We start from the raw sequence: 18,233 nt of genomic DNA on the forward strand, positions 1-18,233 counted from the left end.
CAGGGGCGGGTGGGGAGGAGTATCTTGCCCGCCCGCCTGGCATATGCCGGGCGGGCGCGGGGCTCAGACCGGGTCGGCCTGGCCGTGGCCGTTCTCGCCGCGCAGCAGGTCGCGGCCGAACTCGACCATCTTCTTGGCATAGTCCTCGGTCCACTCGGCCCGCTCCGCGATGTCCGCGTGCGTCAGCCGGTCGAACCGCCGCGGGTCGGCGAGCTGCGCCGCCGCTATCGCCTGGAACTCCATCGCCCGGTCGGCCGCCGCACGGAAGGCCTGGGTCAGCTCCGTCGCCCGCGCGAGCAGGGCCCCCGGGTCGTCGATCGACTCCAGGTCGAAGAAGTGCTCCGGGTCCCCGGCGGCCTCCGCGGGCTCGAAGAGCAGGGGCGCGGGGCGTAGCCGCGGCTCGTTCGGGCGCGGCGTGGGCTCCGCCATGTCGTGTCCTCCTCGTACGGTTCGGGTGGCACGCCTGGGGGCGGGCCACCCTCCATTGTCGCGCGGGGGCGCAAGAGGGCCTCGGGCGCCGTGCCGACCGGCCGCCTCCGGCGGGGTGGGCTGGGGTCTGTGGCCGGTGGGGGTGGTCAGGGGCGGTGTGGCACGCGGTGTTATGTCGGGTGGAACGGTTCCGCGTGGTTCGTTTTCCAGCCGTCGGGGCTGTGTCGATCGGCCGCGTGCGGGGCGGTGTGCCGGCCTCCGTCCGGCGGACGGCGGGGTGGGCTGGGGTCTGTGGCCGGTGGGGGTGGTCAGGGGCGGTGTGGCACGCGGTGTTCTGCCAGGCGGGCCAGTACCGCGTGGTTCGCCTCCCAGCCGTCCGGGAACTTCACCACCGTGCCCAACTGGACCGGTTCCGTGGACGGGTACTCGTCCAGGAGGTCGGTCACGCCCGCGCGGCAGATCACGATGCAGGCGTGGCGATGGCGGGAGGCCAGGACGCACAGGCGGCCCGTCTCCAGGTGGAATGCGGTGGCGTCGGGGCGGCCGGACAGGGGGTGCAGGACGACCGTGACGTCGAACTCCCGGCCCTGGAGCCGGTTCGCCGTGTCGACCGTGACGCCCGCCGCGCCCAGGTCGGCGAGGGCGGCGCGGACCGCCGCCGCCTGGTCGCGGTGGGCCGTGCCGACGGCGATCCGGTCGGCGGTGAGCGGGGCCGGGTCGGGGGAGCGCTCGGAGGTCGCCGCGCCACCCCGGTCCAGCAGGCGCCGCACCACCGCCGCCACCGCCCGCACCGCCTCCGGGTCCGTGCGCGGGGTGTGCCGGGCGGGCAGCTCCAGCAGGCCCCAGCCGGACTCCGCGGCCTCGTCGATCACCCGGTCGGGGGCCGAGCCGTCCGACGGCACCGCGAAGGCGAGCCGCCGGTCGTCGTGGCCGGTGCCGCTGCGGAACGGGGTGTACGGGTAGAACGCGTCCGACACCAGCGGCGCGGCGGAGGCAGGCAGCCGCCAGGACACCGGCAGCCGGTGCTGCGGCAGACCCGGGTTGTGCGCGAGCAGCGTCGAGACCGCCGAGGCCGACGGGTCGTACGACAGCCCCGCCCACTGCTCGCCGCCGACGATCGAGAAGGGGTCCAGCTGACCCGGGTCGCCCACGAACAGGGCCCGCTCGAACAGCCCGGCCACCGCCAGCAGCCCGTCCGAGCGCATCTGGTAAGCCTCGTCGACGATCGCGTGCCGCCACGGCTCGTCGACCTTCACATGCGCCCACTTCGCCGCCGTGGAGATCACCACGGGCAGGCCCGCGAGGTCGGCCGCCTTCGCCGACTTCCGTACGTTCGGCAGGTCGTCCAGCGCCTTGTCGTACGGGTCGGCGTCACTGCTGTGCAGCCGGCCCACCGGCAGCTCCGGGCTCTTCTCGGCGAGCCGTACCACCAGGTCGTCGACCTGGGCGTTGGTCTGCGCGACCACCATCAGGGGGCGGCCGGCGTCGGCGAGTTCCAGGGCCGCCCGGACCACCAGGGTGGACTTGCCGGCGCCGGGCGGGGAGTCCACGACGACGCCGCGGTCGGTGCCGTGCAGCGTGTCGTGCAGGATCGCCCCGGTGGCCCGGCCCGCCTCGGCACCGGGGTCGAAAACGGTCTGCGTGCTCACAGCACGTCCTCCTCGGTCACGGCGTCGGCGGTCTCGGGCACCGCGGCCTCCTCGCCCGGCGGTCCGCCGTGCGTCCACGGCGTGTTCTCCGGGTCGGGCAGCTTCGCGCCGCCGCGCTGGTCGTGCTCGAACACCGTGAAGCAGAGCACGTCGCCCTTCTCCGGCACCGAACCGGCCTCCGGCTCCTTGCCGCGGCCCATCTTGTCCAGGACGCGCAGCACGACCAGGGCCCCCTCGTCCTCGTACCCGACGAGCTCCGCCGTCTGCGGTCTGCCGCCCAGCGAGCGGTACACCCGCGCCCGCTCGCCCAGCTGCGGCCGGTCGTCGGTGCGGACCACGACCAGCGGGCGCGGGCTCGGGCGCCTGCCCTCGGAGTACGCCATGACGACGTCGACGACCTCCCCGGCGAACGCCTCCCCGGCCAGCCGCCGCCCCGCCATCACCAACTCGTCGTCGAGCGCCTCCTGAGCCTCCAGCCGGGCCTGCTCGCGCTCGCGCGCGCCCAGCTTGTTCGCCGCCGTCACCGCGTCGTCGCGGCGGGGCTGCGGGGGCTCGCCCGAAAGCACACGGTCGCGGTGCCCGGTGAACGACCAGCGGTCGCGCCTCCAGCGCTCCTCGGCGTGCGCCGCCGCGGGCAGCGTCCGCAGCAGGTCCAGGCCGTGCCAGACGGCGTCCCAGGTGGGGCGGGTGCGGCTGAGGACCAGTTCGCGGATGTGCCGCTCGGCGGCGCTGAGCTCGGCGAGCCGGTCGTCGGCCTGGAGGCCGTCCTCGGCGGCGGCGAGCGCCGAGCGGGCCTTGTCGTAGCGCTCGAACGCCGGGGCGAGCAGCTTGTTGTCGAACGCCGGGTCGGTGGCCGGGCCGGCCGGCGGACACAGCAGCTGGCCCTGCTCGTCCCGCGCCAGCTCCGCCCGCAGCGCCGCCTCGGCGCCGGTCGCGCCCTCGGGCGGGTCGATCCAGGCGAGCAGGGCGCCGAGATGCTGGTCCTCCAGGGTGGACTGGCCGCTCGCCCAGTGCCGGGCGAGGACGTCGGTCAGGGCCAGCAGCAGCGAGGATCCGGGCACCCGGGCCCGCTCCCCGAAATGGGTCAGCCAGCGCCCCAGCAGCGGTACGCGCGTCGGCACCGGGTACGGCGTCTCCGGGTCCTGCTCGGCCGTACGCCGAAAGCGCATCGAGCGGCCCAGCAGCCGGACGTACTCCACGCCCGCCCGGCCCGGCACGATCAGCTGCGGCGCGTCCGCGCACAGGTCGACCTCGACCTTCACGCGCTTGCCGGTCTCCGGGTCGGTCTCGGCGCGCTCGGCGGCCTCCACCTCGTCGGCGTACGACTCGACGTACGGCAGCACGATGTCCGCCAGGTCGGCGAGGAACGCCGAGCGCAGGTCGCGGTCGCGAGGCTGGGGCACCACCAGCAGCCGGGGCGCTTCGCGCTCGGTGCCCACCAGCGCGCCCAGCGGGGCACCCGCCTCACCGGCCGTGGTGAGCGGCACGAACACCAGCGGCCGCGGCGACAGATGCCGGTGCCGGACGGTGGCCAGCGGCTGCGCGACCCCGCTGTCGACGGCCTCCAGACGCGCGAGCGTGGCGATCAGCGACATACCGCGGCCTCCGCCCTGCCCAGCGCCCGCGCACGCAGGTCGGCCGCCCGTCTCAGGGCCGCCACCGCCGGATCGTCCGGGTCGCCCGTCTCGCCCCGGGAGGCGGCCAGCACCTCGGTGACGGTGGTCAGGGCGCCCAGTTCCGCGCGCACCGAGCGGCCCAGCGAGGTCACCGCGTCGGCCGCGCGGGCGCGGGAGCGGCAGTGGAAGGCCAGCTCGCAGGCGGACAGGCACTCCGGGGCGTAGGCGGCGGGGATCGAGTCGACGGCCGCCGTCAGCTGCTCGGCGGGCAGCTCGGGGGAGAGGCAGAGCCCCTCGGGCAGGGCGTCGGCGATCTCGTCGAGGCGGGTGAGCCGGGCCAGTTGGCGGCGGGTGACGGCCCGCTGCCTGCGCACGTCGACCGCCGAGGCGGTGGGCTGGTTGGAGAAGTCCTTGGGGCACACCAGCAGCACGTGATGGCGCACGCGCGGGGCGGGGTCGAGGCGCGCGGCGACGTCCTCCAGGGCCAGCACGTACACGGCGGCCTGGCGGGCGGCCGCGCCCACCTTCGCCGGGTCCGCCGAACCGTCCAGCATCGGGAAGGACTTGATCTCCACGACCGACCAGGAGCCGTCGGGGTGCACCACGACCGCGTCCGGCTCCAGGAAGGCGGGCGAACCGGCCACGTCCAGCGCGAGCATCGGGTGGTCGAGCAGCGTCCAGGTGCCCCGCGCGTCGGCGGCCTCGCGCAGCGCCAGGGCAGTGCGCGCGGTGCGCCCCTCGGGGCCGATCGCCGTCAGGTCGGGCACATGCGCTTCCTGCGGCGGCTCGCTGCCGGGGGCCAGGACACGGTGCGCGAGACGCAGCAGCTCGGCGCCGCCGTCCGCCTTGACCTTCGCCTCGAAGGCGTTGCCGCGGGTGAGAGCGAACTGGGACTGCCCGAAGGCCGAGGGCGAGCCCAGGGCGCTCGCCAGCGTCGCCTTGTGCACGCCCGCGCCGTCGAGGATCGCGCGTCGCCTGCATCCGGGGTTGGCGGCCAGCGCGGCGAGGGCGCGCGCGTCCAGCGCGCGGGCCGCCACCTCGGGTCCGCGCAGCTCAGCGAGCCGCTGCCGGAGCCCCGTCGCCCGCCTCGGCGGGGGAGGAGTCCGGTCCGGCTGCCGCGGGGAAGGCGGACTCGCGCTGCCGTGGAATTCGCTCACCCGTGGAAGTCTGGCATCCGCCACTGACAATCGGGGCCCGCGCGTCCTCGGAGGCGGAGGTGGAGAGTTCGGTCTTCGCGGCGCCACGCCGGAAGATCCGGTCCGCGAGCTTCATCACCAGCGGGGTCAGCAGCAGTCCGGCGCCCATCACGGCGGCGCCCGCGGCCGCGTCGAGGAAGTAGTGGTTCGCGGTGCCCATCACCACGATCGTGGTCACCGTCGGGTAGACGACGGCGGCCACCTTCGCGAGGCGGGTGCCGCCCAGGCGCCACAGCATCACCCCGCACCACAGGGACCAGCCCACATGCAGGCTGGGCATCGCCGCGAACTGGTTCGTCAGACCGCCCAGACCGCGCGGCGCGCTCGCCTCGCCGCCCCACCAGCCGTAGGAGCTGTACTGGGCCATGGTGTCGACGAACCCGTGGGCCGCGTCGAGCAGCCGGGGCGGGCAGGTGGGCATCAGCGTGAAGCCGATCAGCCCGAGGAACGTGGAGGTCATCAGCCAGGTGCGGGCCGCCCGGTAGTGCAGGGCCCGTGAGCGGAACACCCATATCAGCAGCACCGGCGTGACCAGGTAGTGCAGCGAGGCGTACCAGAAGTCGGCGGGGACGCCGAGCCATGCCTCGCGGGTGAACAGCCGGTTGAGCGGGTGCTCCGCGTTGAGGTGGAGGACCTTCTCGATGCGCAGGATCGCCAGGCCGTGGTCCACGGCCGTGGAGGCGTCGCCCCGGGCCAGCAGCCGGCCCGCCGAGTAGCAGGCGTACACCAGCAGGATCAGCGGCAGCTCGGACCACCAGCGCAGTCGGAGCGGCCGGGCCGCCTGAGCACGCACTATCTCGGACTGCGGCATCCGATCGCCCTCCCCCTGTCGTGTCGCGCGGCGCCGGTGGCCGGTCACGCCACCTTACGTGTGGGCCGCGCCCGCACGGTGCCCCGGCCCTGATAGACGCAGTCCCCGCCCTTCGGGTTGCCCGCGACAAGGGCCTGCGCACAGGGTGCGGGATGATGGTGGGGTTCCGCCTGTGGTTCTCCCGGAAAGGCCTCCCATGGCACCGCGCATCCTGCTGGCCCGGCACGGACAGACCGAGTGGTCGATGTCCGGCAAGCACACCGGCCGCACGGACGTGCCCCTGCTGGAGGAGGGCCGGCGCGGCGCGAAGCTGCTCGGCGAGCGGCTGCTGCGGGCGCCGTACGACGGGCTGCCCGGCGTGGAGGTGCGCACCAGCCCGCTCGTGCGCGCGCGTGAGACGTGCGAACTCGCCGGGTTCGGGGACCGCGCGACCACCTGGGACACGCTCATGGAGTTCCACTACGGCGCCTACGAGGGCATGACCCCCGCCGAGATACAGGCGATACGTCCGGGCTGGTTCATCTGGCGCGACGGCGTCCCGGACGGCGAGACTCTCGCCGAGGTGAGCGCCCGCGCGGACGAGGTCGTCGCCTGGGCGCGCGCCGCCGACCGGGACGTCCTCGTCTTCGCCCACGGGCACATCCTGCGCTCCATCGGCGCGCGCTGGCTGGGTCTGCCGGTCGACTTCGCCGCCCGTATCCGCCTCAACCCGACGTCGCTGTCGGTGCTGGGCTGGGCCTACGGCGAACCGGCCATCGAGACCTGGAACGACCTGGGGCATCTGGCCCGGGCCTGACGGCGCCGACGCCCCCCGCCGTCACACGACGCGCGGCGTGGAGGCGTGCTTCTCCAAGAACCGCGACACCCCCGACGCCCGCCGGTGCGGGAGCAGCACCCGCGCGGTGCCCGCCAGCATCATCTGGATGCGGGAGGACTGGACCTCGCCCAGCAGGTCCAGGACCCGTAGACCGGCGGCGGCGGCCTCGTCCGGACGGCCTCCGCGCGCGAGGTCGTCGGCGAGTTCGGCGGTGTAGAGGGCGATGTTCCGGGTGAAGTGCGGGTCCTGGAGGTATGCCGCCCGTGCCGCGTGCCGGGCCGCGCGCGGCCAGTCGCCGAGGGCCGACCAGCACTGGGCCTCCAGCAGCGCCAGTTCGGCCGCCCCGTAGAAGCTCATCCACTCGGGGTCGGCGTCCGAGGGGCCCCGCTCGAAGAGCGCGTGCGCGCGGGCGAGGGCCTGTTCGCAGCCGGTGCGGTCGGCGAGCCCCGCCCAGCCGCCCGCCTCGCGCAGGGCGAGCAGGGACATCAGCCGGTCGGAGCCGAGCGGCCGGGCGATGCGCTGGGCGGCCTGGGCGGCGCGCACCGCCTCGCGCGGGCGTCCCGCGTCCCGGGCGAGGAACGCCGTGTTGCAGAAGGCGTGGGCCTCCAGGGCGGCGTCCCCGGCCATCCGGGCGGTGGCGAGGGCCTCGGCGTAGTGCGAGCGCGCGTCGTCGAAGCGGCCAGAGTCGTGGGCCAGCCAGCCCACCGAGATGGCCAGTTCGCCCGCGCCGCAGTGGAGCCGGTCGGCGGTCCTCTGCCGGGTCGTGCTCGCGTCCAGCAGGGCGTAGGCGGCGCGCAGCGGGGCGGTCGCGCGGCGGTAGAGGCCGTCGGCGCCGTGCCGGTCGTCGAGCAGCCGGATCCTGCGGACGGCTTCCTCCAGGGCAGCCGCCTCGCCCGCGCCGACCCGGCGGCCGGGCAGGGGCGCGGCGCCGGTGCCGGCGAGCCCGAAGGGGACCAGTGAGGCGGTGGCCACCGTGGCGCCCCCGCCGGTCATGAATGCGCGACGCAGCACGTCGCTCTCCTCGATGTTGTCGTGCGTCTCGTAGGTGTCCTGCGTGTCATACGAAGCGTGCGTCCCACGAGTGTCACTGGTGGCATATGCAGGGCTCGCGAGGTGGGGGGTCTCGTCCGAGCCGAGGGCGTCGCGCGAGCCGCGGCCGCGGACCGCCGAGCGGGGCGAGAAGCCCAGGTCGGTGAGCGTGCGGCCGGGGAACATGTGCAGGAACACCCGCTCGTACGCGTAGTTGGGGCAGCGGATCTCGCCCGCCTCCACCCGCCCGATGTAACGCGCGTCACAGCTGACCTGCTCGCCGATCTCGCGGGCGGCCCGCCGTACCTCCGCGGCGAACTCGGCCGGGGAGCGCGGGCCCCGCAGCCGGCGGAAGGCGAGGTTCGGCCGGGGCGGCCGATGGGGCGGGGACGAAGTCGCCTCGGACGACGTCATGGCCGGGTCCTCTCGTGCGAACCGTCGAACCATGCCGAATCCTGGGCGACTTGACCGATTTATCAGTGTGGCACCCTGTTTCCGGCGGGCAAGAACGTACCTGTTGGGGCGAGGTCGCCACGCGGTGTTTGGCTACAAACCGGATATCTCATCCACGATCTGCCATGAACTGCCATCCTTTGCGGCGGACTTCCGCCGTAGCCGTTGACGCGGTGCCGCGTTGAACTCGGTGGACCGGGAGCCGCCCGACTCCCGACCCGCACGAACGAGGAGGTTCGTAGTGGACGCCGGGATGCACACCAACGCACCGTTGTCGGGGTCGCCGTACGCCTGGGACCTGGTGACGGTTCCGGCCCGGCAGGGTCTGGAAGCGGTCGACATCCTGCGCCGGGGATCCTGCGAGGCGGTCGGTCCCGTGCTGCACGACGACGGCCGCGACACGCTGGGCTTCCTGGTGCCGCCCGGCACCGCGGCGGCCTGGGACATGCCCGGCAGCACCTGCACCGAGACCCACGGGCGCGGACTGGGCCTCGTCGCCCCCGAGCCGCCCGTCGAGGGCTCCGACTGGCTCCTGCCGCCGGGCGGGGCCGACGTCGCGACCGATCCCGGGGTGCTGCGGGCGGCTCTCGGCGAGGCGGCCCGGCTGATCGAGGCGGCGGACAGCTGCCGCTGAGGTGTCGCCGGGGGTCTCGCCTTGGCGGCGCCGGGGGCGGTCGTGGGGTGGGTGCGGGCGGTTTCGGTCTTTCGCGCAGTTCCCCGCGCCCCTTGGGAGGCTCGGCGTGGCGTGGCGTGGCGTGGCGTCGTCGGGGTGGGGTCGTGGGGTGGGTGCGGGACCGTTGTGGTTGTTCGCGCAGTTCCCCGCGCCCCTTGAGGGGGTGGCTCGTCGTGGGGTGGGTGCGGGTCCGTCGTGGTGGTTTGCGCAGTTCCCCGCGCCGCTTTCGTGGGTGCGGGACCGTTGTGGTGGTTTGCGCAGTTCCTCGCGCCCCTTCGGTGGGTGCGGGTCCGTTGTCGTGGTTTGCGTGGTTCCTCGCGCCGCTTGGTGGGTGGTCGTGCGGTTGATTGCGTTGCTTTGGGGGCGGGGCTGGTCGTGCTGTTCCGCGCGCCCGTTCGGGGTGCGTGCTGGGACAATGGGGGTATGGGAAAGTCCAGGAACCCCCGGCGCGTACGGGAGCCGCTCGAAGCTGTCGTCGAGGCCGTCGACGGCGGGCTCGCGGAGCTGATACCCGACCGGGACCGGGCGCGCGCCTGGACGCTGCTGATCGACGGCGCGCCGCAGTCGCACGTCGACCTCGACGACCCCGCCCACCTGTCCTTCGAGTACCAGCGGCGCCTCGGTCATGTCGTCGACCTCGTCGCACCCCCCGGCCGCCCCGTCCATGCCGTGCACCTCGGGGGCGGCGCCCTCACCCTCGCCCGCTATGTCGCCGCGACCCGGCCCCGGTCCACCCAGCAGGTCGTCGAGTTCGACGCGCCCCTCGTCCAACTGGTCCGCCGCGAACTGCCGTTGGAGCCGAACGCCCGGGTCCGGGTGCGCTCGGCCGACGCCCGCGAGGGCCTGGCCAAGATGCCGGACGGGTGGGCCGACCTGATCGTCGCCGACGTCTTCAGCGGGGCCCGCACCCCGGCCCATCTGACGTCCACGGAGTTCCTCGACGACGTACGCCGCGTGCTCAGGCCGGACGGCCTGTACGCCGCCAACCTCGCCGACGGCCCGCCGCTCGCGCATCTGCGCGGCCAGATCGCCACCGCCGCCGCCCGGTTCGCGGAACTGGCCCTGATCGCCGACCCGGCCGTGCTGCGCGGCCGGCGCTTCGGCAACGCGGTCCTGGTCGCCGCCGACCACCCGCTGCCGCTGGCCGAACTGACCCGCCGCACCGCCTCCGACCCGCACCCGGGCCGCGTGGAACACGGGCGGCCCCTCACCGACTTCGCGGGCGGTGCCGTACCCGTCGCGGACGCGGCGGCGGTCGCCTCACCAGCGCCGCCGCCCTCGGTGTTCCGCTGACCGTCCCGCCCGGCTCAGTACTCGCCGACCTCCACCCGCGGCGGTCCGTCGTGCCAGGTGCAGAACACCGACACCCGGTCCGCCCCGGAGCTGAACTCCACCCGGATCCACGACTCCGTCTTCCACACCTGCATCGACCAGCCCGTCTCCGGGGTCGCCATGACCAGCGTCGCGTAGGACTCGCACCTCGACGCCCCGCTGGGCAACGTCTTCCGGCACACCCCGGAGGGCACCGCCTTCGCGGTCGACGTGCACAACGGCGAGGACGCGGTGATCGTCCTGGTCTCCGACGCGGGCCCCGGCATACCCGACCCCGTGACGGCGATGGCCCGCGGCCACGGCTCCGGCAGCGACGGCTCGACCGGGCTGGGCCTGGACATCGTGCGGCGGCTCGCGGAGGCCACCGGCGGGGACGTCCGGATCGGCTCGTCGGTGCTCGGCGGCACCGAGGTATCTGGATCCAGGTCGACGGGCGCCGCGCCCAGGCCGGACGCGGTCACCACGGGACCGTGAAGCGCCGCCGACCGGGCAGATTGGTCTCGACCTTTAACCGTCCCCCGATCCCTCCCTTGAGCCCGCCATAAGAACCTCAACCCCCGCCCGGATCAAGCGCTTTGCCCGATTCCGGATCGCTAGCGTGCTGCCGCACCCCCACCACAGGGACCCTCCGGGGCCCCGAGGTACCGCCCCAGAGCAGAAGGAACGCGCCCCGGCCGGACTTCCCCCACCCTCCGGCCGGGGCGCGTGGGCGTGCGCGCCCGTCAGACCTCGTCCACCCCTGGCAGCACCCCGCTGCGAGCCGCCCGTCCGTACCAGTACGCGCTCGACTTCGGCGTCCGGGACAGCGTCGCGTAGTCCACGTAGACCGCGCCGAAGCGCTTCTCGTAGCCGTAGGCCCACTCGAAGTTGTCCAACAGCGACCACAGGTAGTACCCGCGCACGTCCGCGCCGTCCGTGATGGCCCGGCGTACGGCGGCCAGGTGGCCGTGCAGGTAGGCGATGCGGTCGGGGTCGTGGACGCGGCCGTCGGGGTCGGGCTTGTCGTCGTAGGCCGCGCCGTTCTCGGTGATGTGGAGCGGGACGCCGGGCGCCTCGCGCGAGAAGCGCATGATCAGGTCGTGCAGGCCGGTCGGGTCGATGGTCCAGCCCATCTCCGTGCGCTCGCCCGGTGTCTGGTGGAACGCCACGTCCTCCGAGCCCGGCCAGGGGGAGCTCTCGCTCGCACCGTGGCCGTCGGCGCGCGGGCCCCGGGGGGCGTTCGCGGCCACGGAGACGAGCGTCGGGGTGTAGTAGTTGATGCCCAGCGCGTCCAGCGGCTGGTGCGCGGTGCGCAGGTCGCCGTCCTGGACGAAGGACCAGTCGGTGACGGACGAGGTCGCCGACAGCAGCGTCTCGGGGTAGGCGCCGTGCAGCATCGGGCCGTGGAAGACACCGTTGGCCAGGTCGTCGATCCGCTGCACCGCGGCGAGGTCCGCCGGGTCCTGCGACAGGGGGCGCACCACCGAGGAGTTGAGGCTGACGGCGACCTGGTTGCGGGCCGGCATCACCGAGCGCAGGGCGGTGGCGCCCAGGCCGTGCGCCAGGTTGAGGTGGTGCGCGGCGCGCAGCGCGGCCGCCCCGTCGGTACGGCCGGGCGCGTGCACCCCGGAGCCGTAGCCCAGGAACGCCGAGCACCACGGCTCGTTGAGGGTGATCCACTGCTCCACCCGGTCGCCGAGGGCCTCGCCGACGATCTGCGCGTACTCGGCGAACCGGTAGGCCGTGTCGCGCACCGGCCAGCCGCCCGCGTCCTCCAGCTCCTGCGGCAGGTCCCAGTGGTAGAGGGTGAGGGCCGGCTTGATGCCCTTCTCCAGCAGCTCGTCGACCAGCGCGCGGTAGAAGTCCAGGCCGACCTGGACGGCGGGGCCCCGGCCGGTGGGCCGCACCCGGGACCAGGACACGGAGAAGCGGTAGGCGTTCAGGCCCAGGTCGGCCATCAGTGCCACGTCGTCACGGAAGCGGTGGTAGTGGTCGACGGCGATGTCTCCGTGGTCGCCGCCGGCCGTCTTCCCGGGCGTATGGCTGAAGGTGTCCCAGATCGAGGGCGTACGACCGTCCTCCCGTACCGCCCCTTCGATCTGGTACGCGGATGTGGCCGCACCCCAGAGGAAGGCGGGAGGAAAGGTCACCGGCGTCGCCGGCTCAACGGACTCAGGCATGGAAGCGCTCCCATTAGTAGTCATGGAGATCTGTGGAGGAGAGGGAGAGGAGGGTGGTGCGGGGGAGGTCATGGGCCGGGGCGACGGCGGCCCGGCCCATGGGATGCCCGGGGGATCCAGCCCCCTGGGGGCCGGGGCGACAGGCGCTCCGGCCCGAAGGGAGGAACAGAGGGAGGAATAAGGGGAGGCGGCGCGAGGACCAGGGCGACCAGGGCCCCGGCCCTCGTGAGCCACGGAGTTCTCAGCCCTTCACCGCGCCCTGCATGATGCCCCCCACGATCTGCTTGCCGAAGATCGCGAAGACCAGAAGCAGCGGCAGCGTGCCCAGCAGCGCGCCGGCCATGATGAGGGACTGGTCGGGGGTGTAGCCCCGGCCCAGGCCCGCCACCGCGACCTGGACGGTCGGGTTGCCGGTCTGGGTGAGCACCAGGAACGGCCACAGGAAGTCGTTCCAGGTCTGGACGAACATCAGCATGCCCAGCACGGCCATCGCGGGCCGGGCCGAGGGGAACACCACGTGCCACACCACGCGCCAGCTGCTCGCGCCGTCCACCCGGGCCGCCTCGATGATCTCGTCCGGCAGCGCCTGGATCAGGTACTGCCGCATGAAGAACACGCCGAACGCGCTCACGATCGAGGGCAGGATCACCGCCTGCAACTGGTCGGTCCAGTCGAGCTTGGCGACCATCATGTACAGCGGGATCACGCTCAGCTGCGGCGGCACCATCATCGTGCCGATCACGATCAGCATCAGCGCGTTGCGGCCCTTGAACCGCAGCTTGGCGAAGGCGAACCCGGCGATCGTCGACAGGAACACGATGGTCGTGGCGGAGATCCCGGCCACCAGCGTGGTGTTGAGGAACGCCTCGCCCAGATTGGCGTCGGTCCAGGCCAGTTCGAGGTTGTCGAAGAGGTTGGAGCCGAACCAGAACGGTGGCGGGGTCTGCGCGAGCCGCTGGTTGTCGCGCGAGGCGGCGATCGCCGTCCACACCAGCGGGAACAGCGAGACGATGGTGAACAGGGCGAGGATGACGTACGCGACGGGCCCGGCGTGCAGTGTGCCGCCCGCGCGGGCCGCCCGGGGCCCGCGCACCCGTCCTTTCGGCGGCGGTGTCAGTGTCGTCGTCACGGCCGGTTCTCCTGACTACTGGCGCGCAGCCGGCGCGAGATGACGTAGTTGACGGTCCCGATCACGATGAGGATCAGGAACATCGTCCAGGCGATGGCGGAGGCGCGGCCCAGGTGCTGGTTCACCCAGCCCTGCTCGTACAGGTACAGGCCGAGCGTCTGGAACTGGTGCTGGCTGCCGCCCGAGGCGCCCTTGTTGGCGTCGAACAGCAGCGGCTCGCCGAACAGTTGCGAGGCGCCGATCGTCGACACCACGACCGTGAACAGGATCGTCGGCCGCAGCGAGGGCAGGGTGACGTGCAGGAACTGCTTCCAGCGGCTGGCCCCGTCCAGGGCCGCCGACTCGTAGAGGTCCTGCGGGATGGCCTGCATCGCCGCCAGGTAGATCAGCGCGTTGTAGCCGGTCCACCGCCAGATGACGATCGTGGACACCGCGATCTGCGAGGGCCACTTGTCGTTCTGCCAGTCGATGCCGTCGATCCCGACGGTCCCCAGCGCCCAGTTGATCATGCCGTAGTCACGGCCGAACAGCAGCACGAACACCAGCGAGGCGGCGGCGATCGAGGTGGCGTACGGGGCGAGCATCACGACCCGGTAGAAGGTCGAGGCGCGCAGCTTGTAGTTGAGGATGTGGGCGATGCCCAGGGCGATCAGCAGCTGCGGGACCGTGGAGATGATCCCGATGGTGAGGGTGTTCTTCGCCGCGTTCCAGAAGAACTCGTCGTCGAAGATGCGCGTGTAGTTGCGCAGCCCCACCCAGTTCATGTCCGTCGGCGCGGTCAGCTCCACCTGGTGCAGCGAGGCCCAGCCGGTGTACACCAGCGGGAACAGCCCGAAGGCCAGGAAGAGCAGGAAGAACGGCGAGACGAAGGCGTACGGGCTGAGGCGTACGTCCCGCTGCCAGCGGCGGGACAGCCGGGCCCGGCGGCGCGACTCGTGTCCGTCCTCGTGGACGGTGCGCGGCAGGCGCGGGGCCGCGCCCCCCTCCTTGGCGGGGGACGCGGCGGCGGTGTCGTGCCCGGTGCTCATACGGGTCACTGGTCCAGGTTGTTGTCGATGGTCTTCACGGCCGTCTCCCAGGCCTCCTTCGGCGACTTGCCCTGGGCGACCAGGATCACGCCGTTGTCGGTCAGACCCTGCTGGATGATCTGGTCCTTCGGGCCGATCACCTGGACCGGGCTGTTCTTGGCGGCCTCGGCGAAGATCGTGCCGATCGGGGCGTCACCCGTCATGTCGTTCTTCGCGCCGGTGACCTCGGTGGAGGTGTAGGCGCCCGGGGCGCTCGGGAAGCTGCCCTGCACGGCGAACAGCTTGGCCTGCTGGGCCGGCGCGGTCAGCCAGGCGGCCAGCTTGGCGGCCTCCTCGGTGTTCTTGCCGGCCTTGGGCACGGCCAGGAAGGAGCCGCCCCAGTTGCCGGACTTCGGCGCCTGGGCCACGTCCCACTTGCCGGCCGCCTCCGGCTTGGACTTGCCCTTGATGTAGCCGAGCATCCACGGCGGGCAGGACATCGCGGCGAACTTGCTGTTGGCGATCGTCGAGTCCCAGGCGGGCTGGAACTGGGTCTGGTTGCCCACCAGTCCGTCTTCGGCGGCCGCCGCGGTCAGGTCGAATGCCGCCTTGACCGCGGGGTTCTCCTTGTAGACGACCTTCCCGGAGGCGTCGTAGAACCGCTCGGTCTCACTGCTGAGGATCGCGTTGATCAGTCCACCGGGCGAGTCCATGAAGGTGGTGCCCTTGGGCGCCTTCTTCTTGTAGTCGCGGCCGGTCTCGACGAACTTCTGCCAGTCGCCCGCCCACAGCTTCGCGACCTCCTCGCGGTCGGTGGGCAGACCGGCCGCCTTGAACAGGTCGGTGCGGTAGCAGATGGCCATCGGGCCGACGTCCGTGCCGAGCCCGATCGTCTGGCCGTCGGCCGTGGTCGCCTGCTTCCACTTCCATTCGAGGTAGTCCGCCTGCTTGCCGTACTTCGACAGGTCGAGCAACTTGGACGACTGGGTGCCGACGACTTCGGCGATGTTGCCGACCTCGACGCCCTGGATGTCCATCAGGCCGCTGTCGGTGGTGAGGTGATTGACGAGTGCGGGGTAGTAGTTCTCGTTCCGCTCGACCACGTTCTCCTTGATCACGATGTTCGGGTTGAGCTTCATGTACTCGTCGTACAGGTCGGCCTCCTTGAAGCCGAACGTGCCGAAGAGTCCCAGGGTGATCGTGGTCTCGCCCTTGCCGCCGCCGGAGTTCGGGGAGTCCGAACCGCCGTCGTCGCCGTCGTCGGCACAGCCTGCCAGCAGGCCGGCGCCCAGTGCCGCGACAGCTGCGAGGGCCACCGCCCGGCGGCGGGTACCGATACGTGCACGCATTGCGTCCTCCTGTTGCCCTGACGTGCCGACCCCCCGGCCTGAGAATGGTGCTAGGGCCCGTTGTTGCTTGATTGCGGCTCGGGCGGGGAACGTGCGGGATGTGTATGAGCCCGATACTGTGGGAGCGCTCCCATCGGTGATGTGTTGAAGGTTCGTGGCTACGGGCGAGGGTGTCAAGACAGTGGGCGGGGTCAGATGCGTTCGGTTATCGGGACGTTAACTGGAGCCGGTGCGCGGCACCGGCGCCCGTACGGTGACGGAGAAGTGGGCCTTACGGTGACGGGGCCAGGGTCGTGGCGTCCGCGGAACGCGCGGCCTCGCCCGGCCGCCGGCGTCCTCGCGGGACCGTGACCGGAACGGACTCTTCGTCCCGGCGAGGGCGTCGAATCCCTGTTTCCGGCTCGGAAAACCGATGCCCGCCACGGCGGGGGGAACCCAGAAGCGGAATCCGGGGCGATGGTGGTGTCCCGCGAGGCTGTTAGATTCCAGGCCGACGTGATGTTTCGGGAGGGCGGATCCCATGGCAAGCCACGGAGCACGAGGCCGCAGTGGCGGCAGGCCGACCCTCGAAGAGGTCGCCGCGCGGGCGGGCGTGGGCCGGGGCACGGTCTCCCGGGTGATCAACGGCTCGCCCCGGGTCAGTGACGCGACCCGCGCCGTGGTGGAGGCGGCGGTCGCCGAGCTGGGTTACGTCCCGAACACGGCGGCCCGCGCGCTGGCGGCCAACCGCACCGACGCGATCGCGCTCGTGGTGCCCGAACCCGAGACGCGGTTCTTCTCCGAGCCCTACTTCTCGGACATGCTCAAGGGTGTCGGCCAGGCACTGTCCGACACCGAGATGCAGCTGCTGTTGATCTTCGCGGGCAGCGACCGCGAGCGGCGCCGGCTCGCCCAGTACCTGGCCGCGCACCGCGTGGACGGTGTCCTGCTGGTCTCGGTGCACGCCGACGACCCGCTGCCGGACCTGCTGGCCCAGCTGGAGATCCCGGCCGTGATCAGCGGCCCGAGATCCGCGGCGGAGACCCTGACCTCGGTGGACTCCGACAACTACGGCGGGGCCCGCTCGGCGGTGGAGCATCTGCTGTCGCGCGGCCGCGGCCGGATCGCGCACATCACCGGCCGCCTCGACGTCTACGGCGCCCAGCGGCGCACCGACGGCTACCGGGACGCGCTGAGCGACGCCGGCCGTGAGGTGGACGAACGGCTCGTGGAGGCCGGGGACTTCACCGAGGAGGGCGGGGTGCGGGCGATGACGGCCCTGCTGGAACGCTGCCCCGATCTGGACGCGGTGTTCGCCGCCTCCGACGTCACGGCGGCCGGCGCCCGGCAGGCTCTGCGCGCGGCGGGCCGCCGTATCCCGCAGGACGTGGCGCTCGTCGGCTACGACGACTCGGCCATCGCCCGGCACATGGAACCGCCCCTGACCAGCGTCCGTCAGCCCATCGAGGAGATGGGCCGCTGCATGATCGATCTGCTGCTCGCCGAGATCGCGGACCGCCGCCCGGCGGCCTCGCGGGGTCCGGAGCGGCGCCAGGTGGAGCTGCCGACGGAGCTGGTGGCCCGGACGTCGTCCTGAGGGCATGGCCTCCGGGGCGTGTGCCGGGTCCCGGGGGAGGCGGGTCGGGCCCGGAACCTCCCGGGATGTGCCGTTGTGCCCCGAATCACTCTGGTCGCCGGGCCCTTATCCGCTCCTCGGGCGGCGAGTTGCCCGGAAACGCATCAGGCGGTGACCCTCTCGCGAGGGTCACCGCCTGATGACTCAGGGTGAGTGACGGGACTCGAACCAGTCTTTTGAACATACCGTGACCTGCGGCGATGCGGAAAACCCGGACAAAATAGTGTCATTCGATGACGTTCGATGCCCCCCGATGATGCTCAATGCCGCCCCGTGTTCCCGTGGGAACGGCCGTGGGGTCGATGCCCGTGCCCCGTGGGCGGTGAGTAGAAAACGCCCTATCCGTGATCGTCCGGGAAACGACAGCGCCCCCGCCGAAGCGGGGGCGCCGCGACCCTTCCCTACCGCCTGGGGGGCTAGGTGGGGAGGGCCGTTGAGTGAGGGGGGTGGTTCATGATCGCCATTCCCATCCGCCCTCAAGATCAAACAACTTAGGGTCGGCCCTAATCCCTTTTGATCATGCGATGGGGAGCGTGGACAAGTGCCACGTCCCACCCCGCCCGACGAACGGGTCATCGCCCGCCGCCGCCTGGTGGGAGAACAGATCCGCCGCGTGCGCGAGCATCACAACCTGTCCCAGCTCGAGGTATGCGGACGGTCCGGCATCGACGTAGCCACCTACAGCCGCATCGAACAGGGCCACGCCAGCCCCCTGCTCGACACCCTGATCCGCATCGCCGACGCCATCGGTGTGGAACTCGCCGAACTCGTGCGCTGAGGAGGCTATGTACGGCGAGGGCTCACACTGTCTTGACCTGAGAGAGTCGGTGGTCGCCCGGTACTGCTCGCCGTCGGGCGACCACCGCACCTGCCACCGTGGCGCCGGGACACGACCGGCCGGCAGCAGGTATCTGAGCGGCCACCCCCGACGGGGGGCAGGGGCGGCCGCCGACTGTAGCTACCCGGCGC

At 72.6% G+C, this 18,233-nt stretch carries 16 protein-coding genes and 1 pseudogene; 6 read left to right on the plus strand and 11 right to left on the minus strand.

Going from position 1 to position 18,233, the window contains the following annotated elements:
- Window positions 1–63: 63 nt before the first annotated feature.
- The 5 genes from ABZZ79_RS20800 to ABZZ79_RS20820 all read right to left on the minus strand — a co-directional run bounded on the left by ABZZ79_RS20800 (window position 64) and on the right by ABZZ79_RS20820 (window position 5,701).
- On the minus strand, window positions 64–429 hold the full coding sequence (locus ABZZ79_RS20800) for a hypothetical protein (protein ID WP_356690763.1): 366 nt from the start codon (window positions 427–429) through the stop codon (window positions 64–66).
- A gap of 308 nt (window positions 430–737) precedes the next feature.
- The gene (locus tag ABZZ79_RS20805; protein ID WP_356690765.1) at window positions 738–2,078 is read right to left on the minus strand and encodes an AAA domain-containing protein; all 1,341 of its coding nucleotides are present in this window, start codon (window positions 2,076–2,078) and stop codon (window positions 738–740) included.
- Window positions 2,075–3,673: a hypothetical protein gene (locus ABZZ79_RS20810; RefSeq protein ID WP_356690767.1), complete on the minus strand. Its 1,599-nt coding sequence runs from the start codon at window positions 3,671–3,673 to the stop codon at window positions 2,075–2,077. Before ABZZ79_RS20810 ends, ABZZ79_RS20805 begins: the two co-directional genes overlap by 4 nt.
- A complete protein-coding gene (locus ABZZ79_RS20815) occupies window positions 3,664–4,746 on the minus strand; it encodes a hypothetical protein (RefSeq protein WP_356690813.1) in 1,083 nt (360 codons plus the stop codon). Before ABZZ79_RS20815 ends, ABZZ79_RS20810 begins: the two co-directional genes overlap by 10 nt.
- Window position 4,747: 1 nt before the next feature.
- Window positions 4,748–5,701, minus strand: a complete 954-nt coding sequence (locus ABZZ79_RS20820) for a phosphatase PAP2 family protein (protein ID WP_356690769.1) — start codon at window positions 5,699–5,701, stop codon at window positions 4,748–4,750.
- 196 nt (window positions 5,702–5,897) lie between these two features.
- On the opposite strand from ABZZ79_RS20820, the gene ABZZ79_RS20825 reads away from it, so the two are divergent.
- Entirely contained in the window at window positions 5,898–6,497 is a 600-nt protein-coding gene (locus ABZZ79_RS20825) for a histidine phosphatase family protein (RefSeq protein ID WP_356690771.1), read from the plus strand.
- 21 nt (window positions 6,498–6,518) lie between these two features.
- Here the strand turns inward: ABZZ79_RS20825 and ABZZ79_RS20830 are convergent, their stop codons facing one another.
- The gene (locus ABZZ79_RS20830; protein ID WP_356690773.1) at window positions 6,519–7,961 is read right to left on the minus strand and encodes a hypothetical protein; all 1,443 of its coding nucleotides are present in this window, start codon (window positions 7,959–7,961) and stop codon (window positions 6,519–6,521) included.
- Between the two features lie 292 nt (window positions 7,962–8,253).
- On the opposite strand from ABZZ79_RS20830, the gene ABZZ79_RS20835 reads away from it, so the two are divergent.
- Window positions 8,254–8,634 carry a hypothetical protein gene (locus ABZZ79_RS20835; protein WP_356690775.1) on the plus strand — a complete coding sequence of 127 codons (381 nt, stop codon included), beginning with the start codon at window positions 8,254–8,256 and terminating at the stop codon, window positions 8,632–8,634.
- A 462-nt stretch (window positions 8,635–9,096) separates the two neighbouring features.
- Entirely contained in the window at window positions 9,097–9,966 is an 870-nt protein-coding gene (locus tag ABZZ79_RS20840) for a fused MFS/spermidine synthase (protein ID WP_356690777.1), read from the plus strand.
- Between the two features lie 14 nt (window positions 9,967–9,980).
- Here the strand turns inward: ABZZ79_RS20840 and ABZZ79_RS20845 are convergent, their stop codons facing one another.
- A complete protein-coding gene (locus ABZZ79_RS20845; protein ID WP_356690819.1) occupies window positions 9,981–10,127 on the minus strand; it encodes a hypothetical protein in 147 nt (48 codons plus the stop codon).
- On the opposite strand from ABZZ79_RS20845, the pseudogene ABZZ79_RS20850 reads away from it, so the two are divergent.
- Window positions 10,102–10,550 (plus strand): annotated as a pseudogene (locus ABZZ79_RS20850) (ATP-binding protein); the annotation flags it as partial. The gene ABZZ79_RS20845 and the pseudogene ABZZ79_RS20850 overlap by 26 nt on opposite strands.
- A 177-nt stretch (window positions 10,551–10,727) precedes the next feature.
- Here the strand turns inward: ABZZ79_RS20850 and ABZZ79_RS20855 are convergent.
- From ABZZ79_RS20855 to ABZZ79_RS20870, 4 genes are all read right to left on the minus strand, one after another.
- The gene (locus ABZZ79_RS20855) at window positions 10,728–12,164 is read right to left on the minus strand and encodes a GH1 family beta-glucosidase (RefSeq protein ID WP_356690779.1); all 1,437 of its coding nucleotides are present in this window, start codon (window positions 12,162–12,164) and stop codon (window positions 10,728–10,730) included.
- A gap of 241 nt (window positions 12,165–12,405) precedes the next feature.
- Window positions 12,406–13,293, minus strand: a complete 888-nt coding sequence (locus ABZZ79_RS20860; RefSeq protein WP_356690781.1) for a carbohydrate ABC transporter permease — start codon at window positions 13,291–13,293, stop codon at window positions 12,406–12,408.
- On the minus strand, window positions 13,290–14,321 hold the full coding sequence (locus ABZZ79_RS20865) for a sugar ABC transporter permease (RefSeq protein WP_356690815.1): 1,032 nt from the start codon (window positions 14,319–14,321) through the stop codon (window positions 13,290–13,292). Before ABZZ79_RS20865 ends, ABZZ79_RS20860 begins: the two co-directional genes overlap by 4 nt.
- 5 nt (window positions 14,322–14,326) lie before the next feature.
- A complete protein-coding gene (locus ABZZ79_RS20870; RefSeq protein WP_356690783.1) occupies window positions 14,327–15,649 on the minus strand; it encodes an extracellular solute-binding protein in 1,323 nt (440 codons plus the stop codon).
- Between the two features lie 520 nt (window positions 15,650–16,169).
- Here ABZZ79_RS20870 and ABZZ79_RS20875 point away from each other — a divergent pair.
- Window positions 16,170–17,225, plus strand: coding sequence for a LacI family DNA-binding transcriptional regulator (locus ABZZ79_RS20875; protein ID WP_356690785.1), 1,056 nt, complete (start codon window positions 16,170–16,172; stop codon window positions 17,223–17,225).
- Between the two features lie 580 nt (window positions 17,226–17,805).
- On the plus strand, window positions 17,806–18,042 hold the full coding sequence (locus ABZZ79_RS20880; RefSeq protein WP_356690787.1) for a helix-turn-helix transcriptional regulator: 237 nt from the start codon (window positions 17,806–17,808) through the stop codon (window positions 18,040–18,042).
- Window positions 18,043–18,233 lie beyond the last annotated feature (191 nt).

It is taken from the genome of Streptomyces sp. NPDC006458 (assembly GCF_040612135.1).
In the GTDB taxonomy this organism is placed as follows: domain Bacteria; phylum Actinomycetota; class Actinomycetes; order Streptomycetales; family Streptomycetaceae; genus Streptomyces.

What these genes read in the sequence shown, in the direction of transcription:
- ABZZ79_RS20800 (WP_356690763.1), bottom strand. Translation starts at nt 429, where the DNA reads ATGGCGGAGCCCACGCCGCGCCCGAACGAGCCGCGGCTACGCCCCGCG.
- ABZZ79_RS20810 (WP_356690767.1), bottom strand. Translation starts at nt 3,673, where the DNA reads ATGTCGCTGATCGCCACGCTCGCGCGTCTGGAGGCCGTCGACAGCGGG.
- ABZZ79_RS20820 (WP_356690769.1), bottom strand. Translation starts at nt 5,701, where the DNA reads ATGCCGCAGTCCGAGATAGTGCGTGCTCAGGCGGCCCGGCCGCTCCGA.
- ABZZ79_RS20825 (WP_356690771.1), top strand. Translation starts at nt 5,898, where the DNA reads ATGGCACCGCGCATCCTGCTGGCCCGGCACGGACAGACCGAGTGGTCG.
- ABZZ79_RS20830 (WP_356690773.1), bottom strand. Translation starts at nt 7,961, where the DNA reads ATGACGTCGTCCGAGGCGACTTCGTCCCCGCCCCATCGGCCGCCCCGG.
- ABZZ79_RS20835 (WP_356690775.1), top strand. Translation starts at nt 8,254, where the DNA reads ATGCACACCAACGCACCGTTGTCGGGGTCGCCGTACGCCTGGGACCTG.
- ABZZ79_RS20840 (WP_356690777.1), top strand. Translation starts at nt 9,097, where the DNA reads ATGGGAAAGTCCAGGAACCCCCGGCGCGTACGGGAGCCGCTCGAAGCT.
- ABZZ79_RS20845 (WP_356690819.1), bottom strand. Translation starts at nt 10,127, where the DNA reads ATGGCGACCCCGGAGACGGGCTGGTCGATGCAGGTGTGGAAGACGGAG.
- ABZZ79_RS20855 (WP_356690779.1), bottom strand. Translation starts at nt 12,164, where the DNA reads ATGCCTGAGTCCGTTGAGCCGGCGACGCCGGTGACCTTTCCTCCCGCC.
- ABZZ79_RS20865 (WP_356690815.1), bottom strand. Translation starts at nt 14,321, where the DNA reads ATGAGCACCGGGCACGACACCGCCGCCGCGTCCCCCGCCAAGGAGGGG.
- ABZZ79_RS20870 (WP_356690783.1), bottom strand. Translation starts at nt 15,649, where the DNA reads ATGCGTGCACGTATCGGTACCCGCCGCCGGGCGGTGGCCCTCGCAGCT.
- ABZZ79_RS20875 (WP_356690785.1), top strand. Translation starts at nt 16,170, where the DNA reads ATGGCAAGCCACGGAGCACGAGGCCGCAGTGGCGGCAGGCCGACCCTC.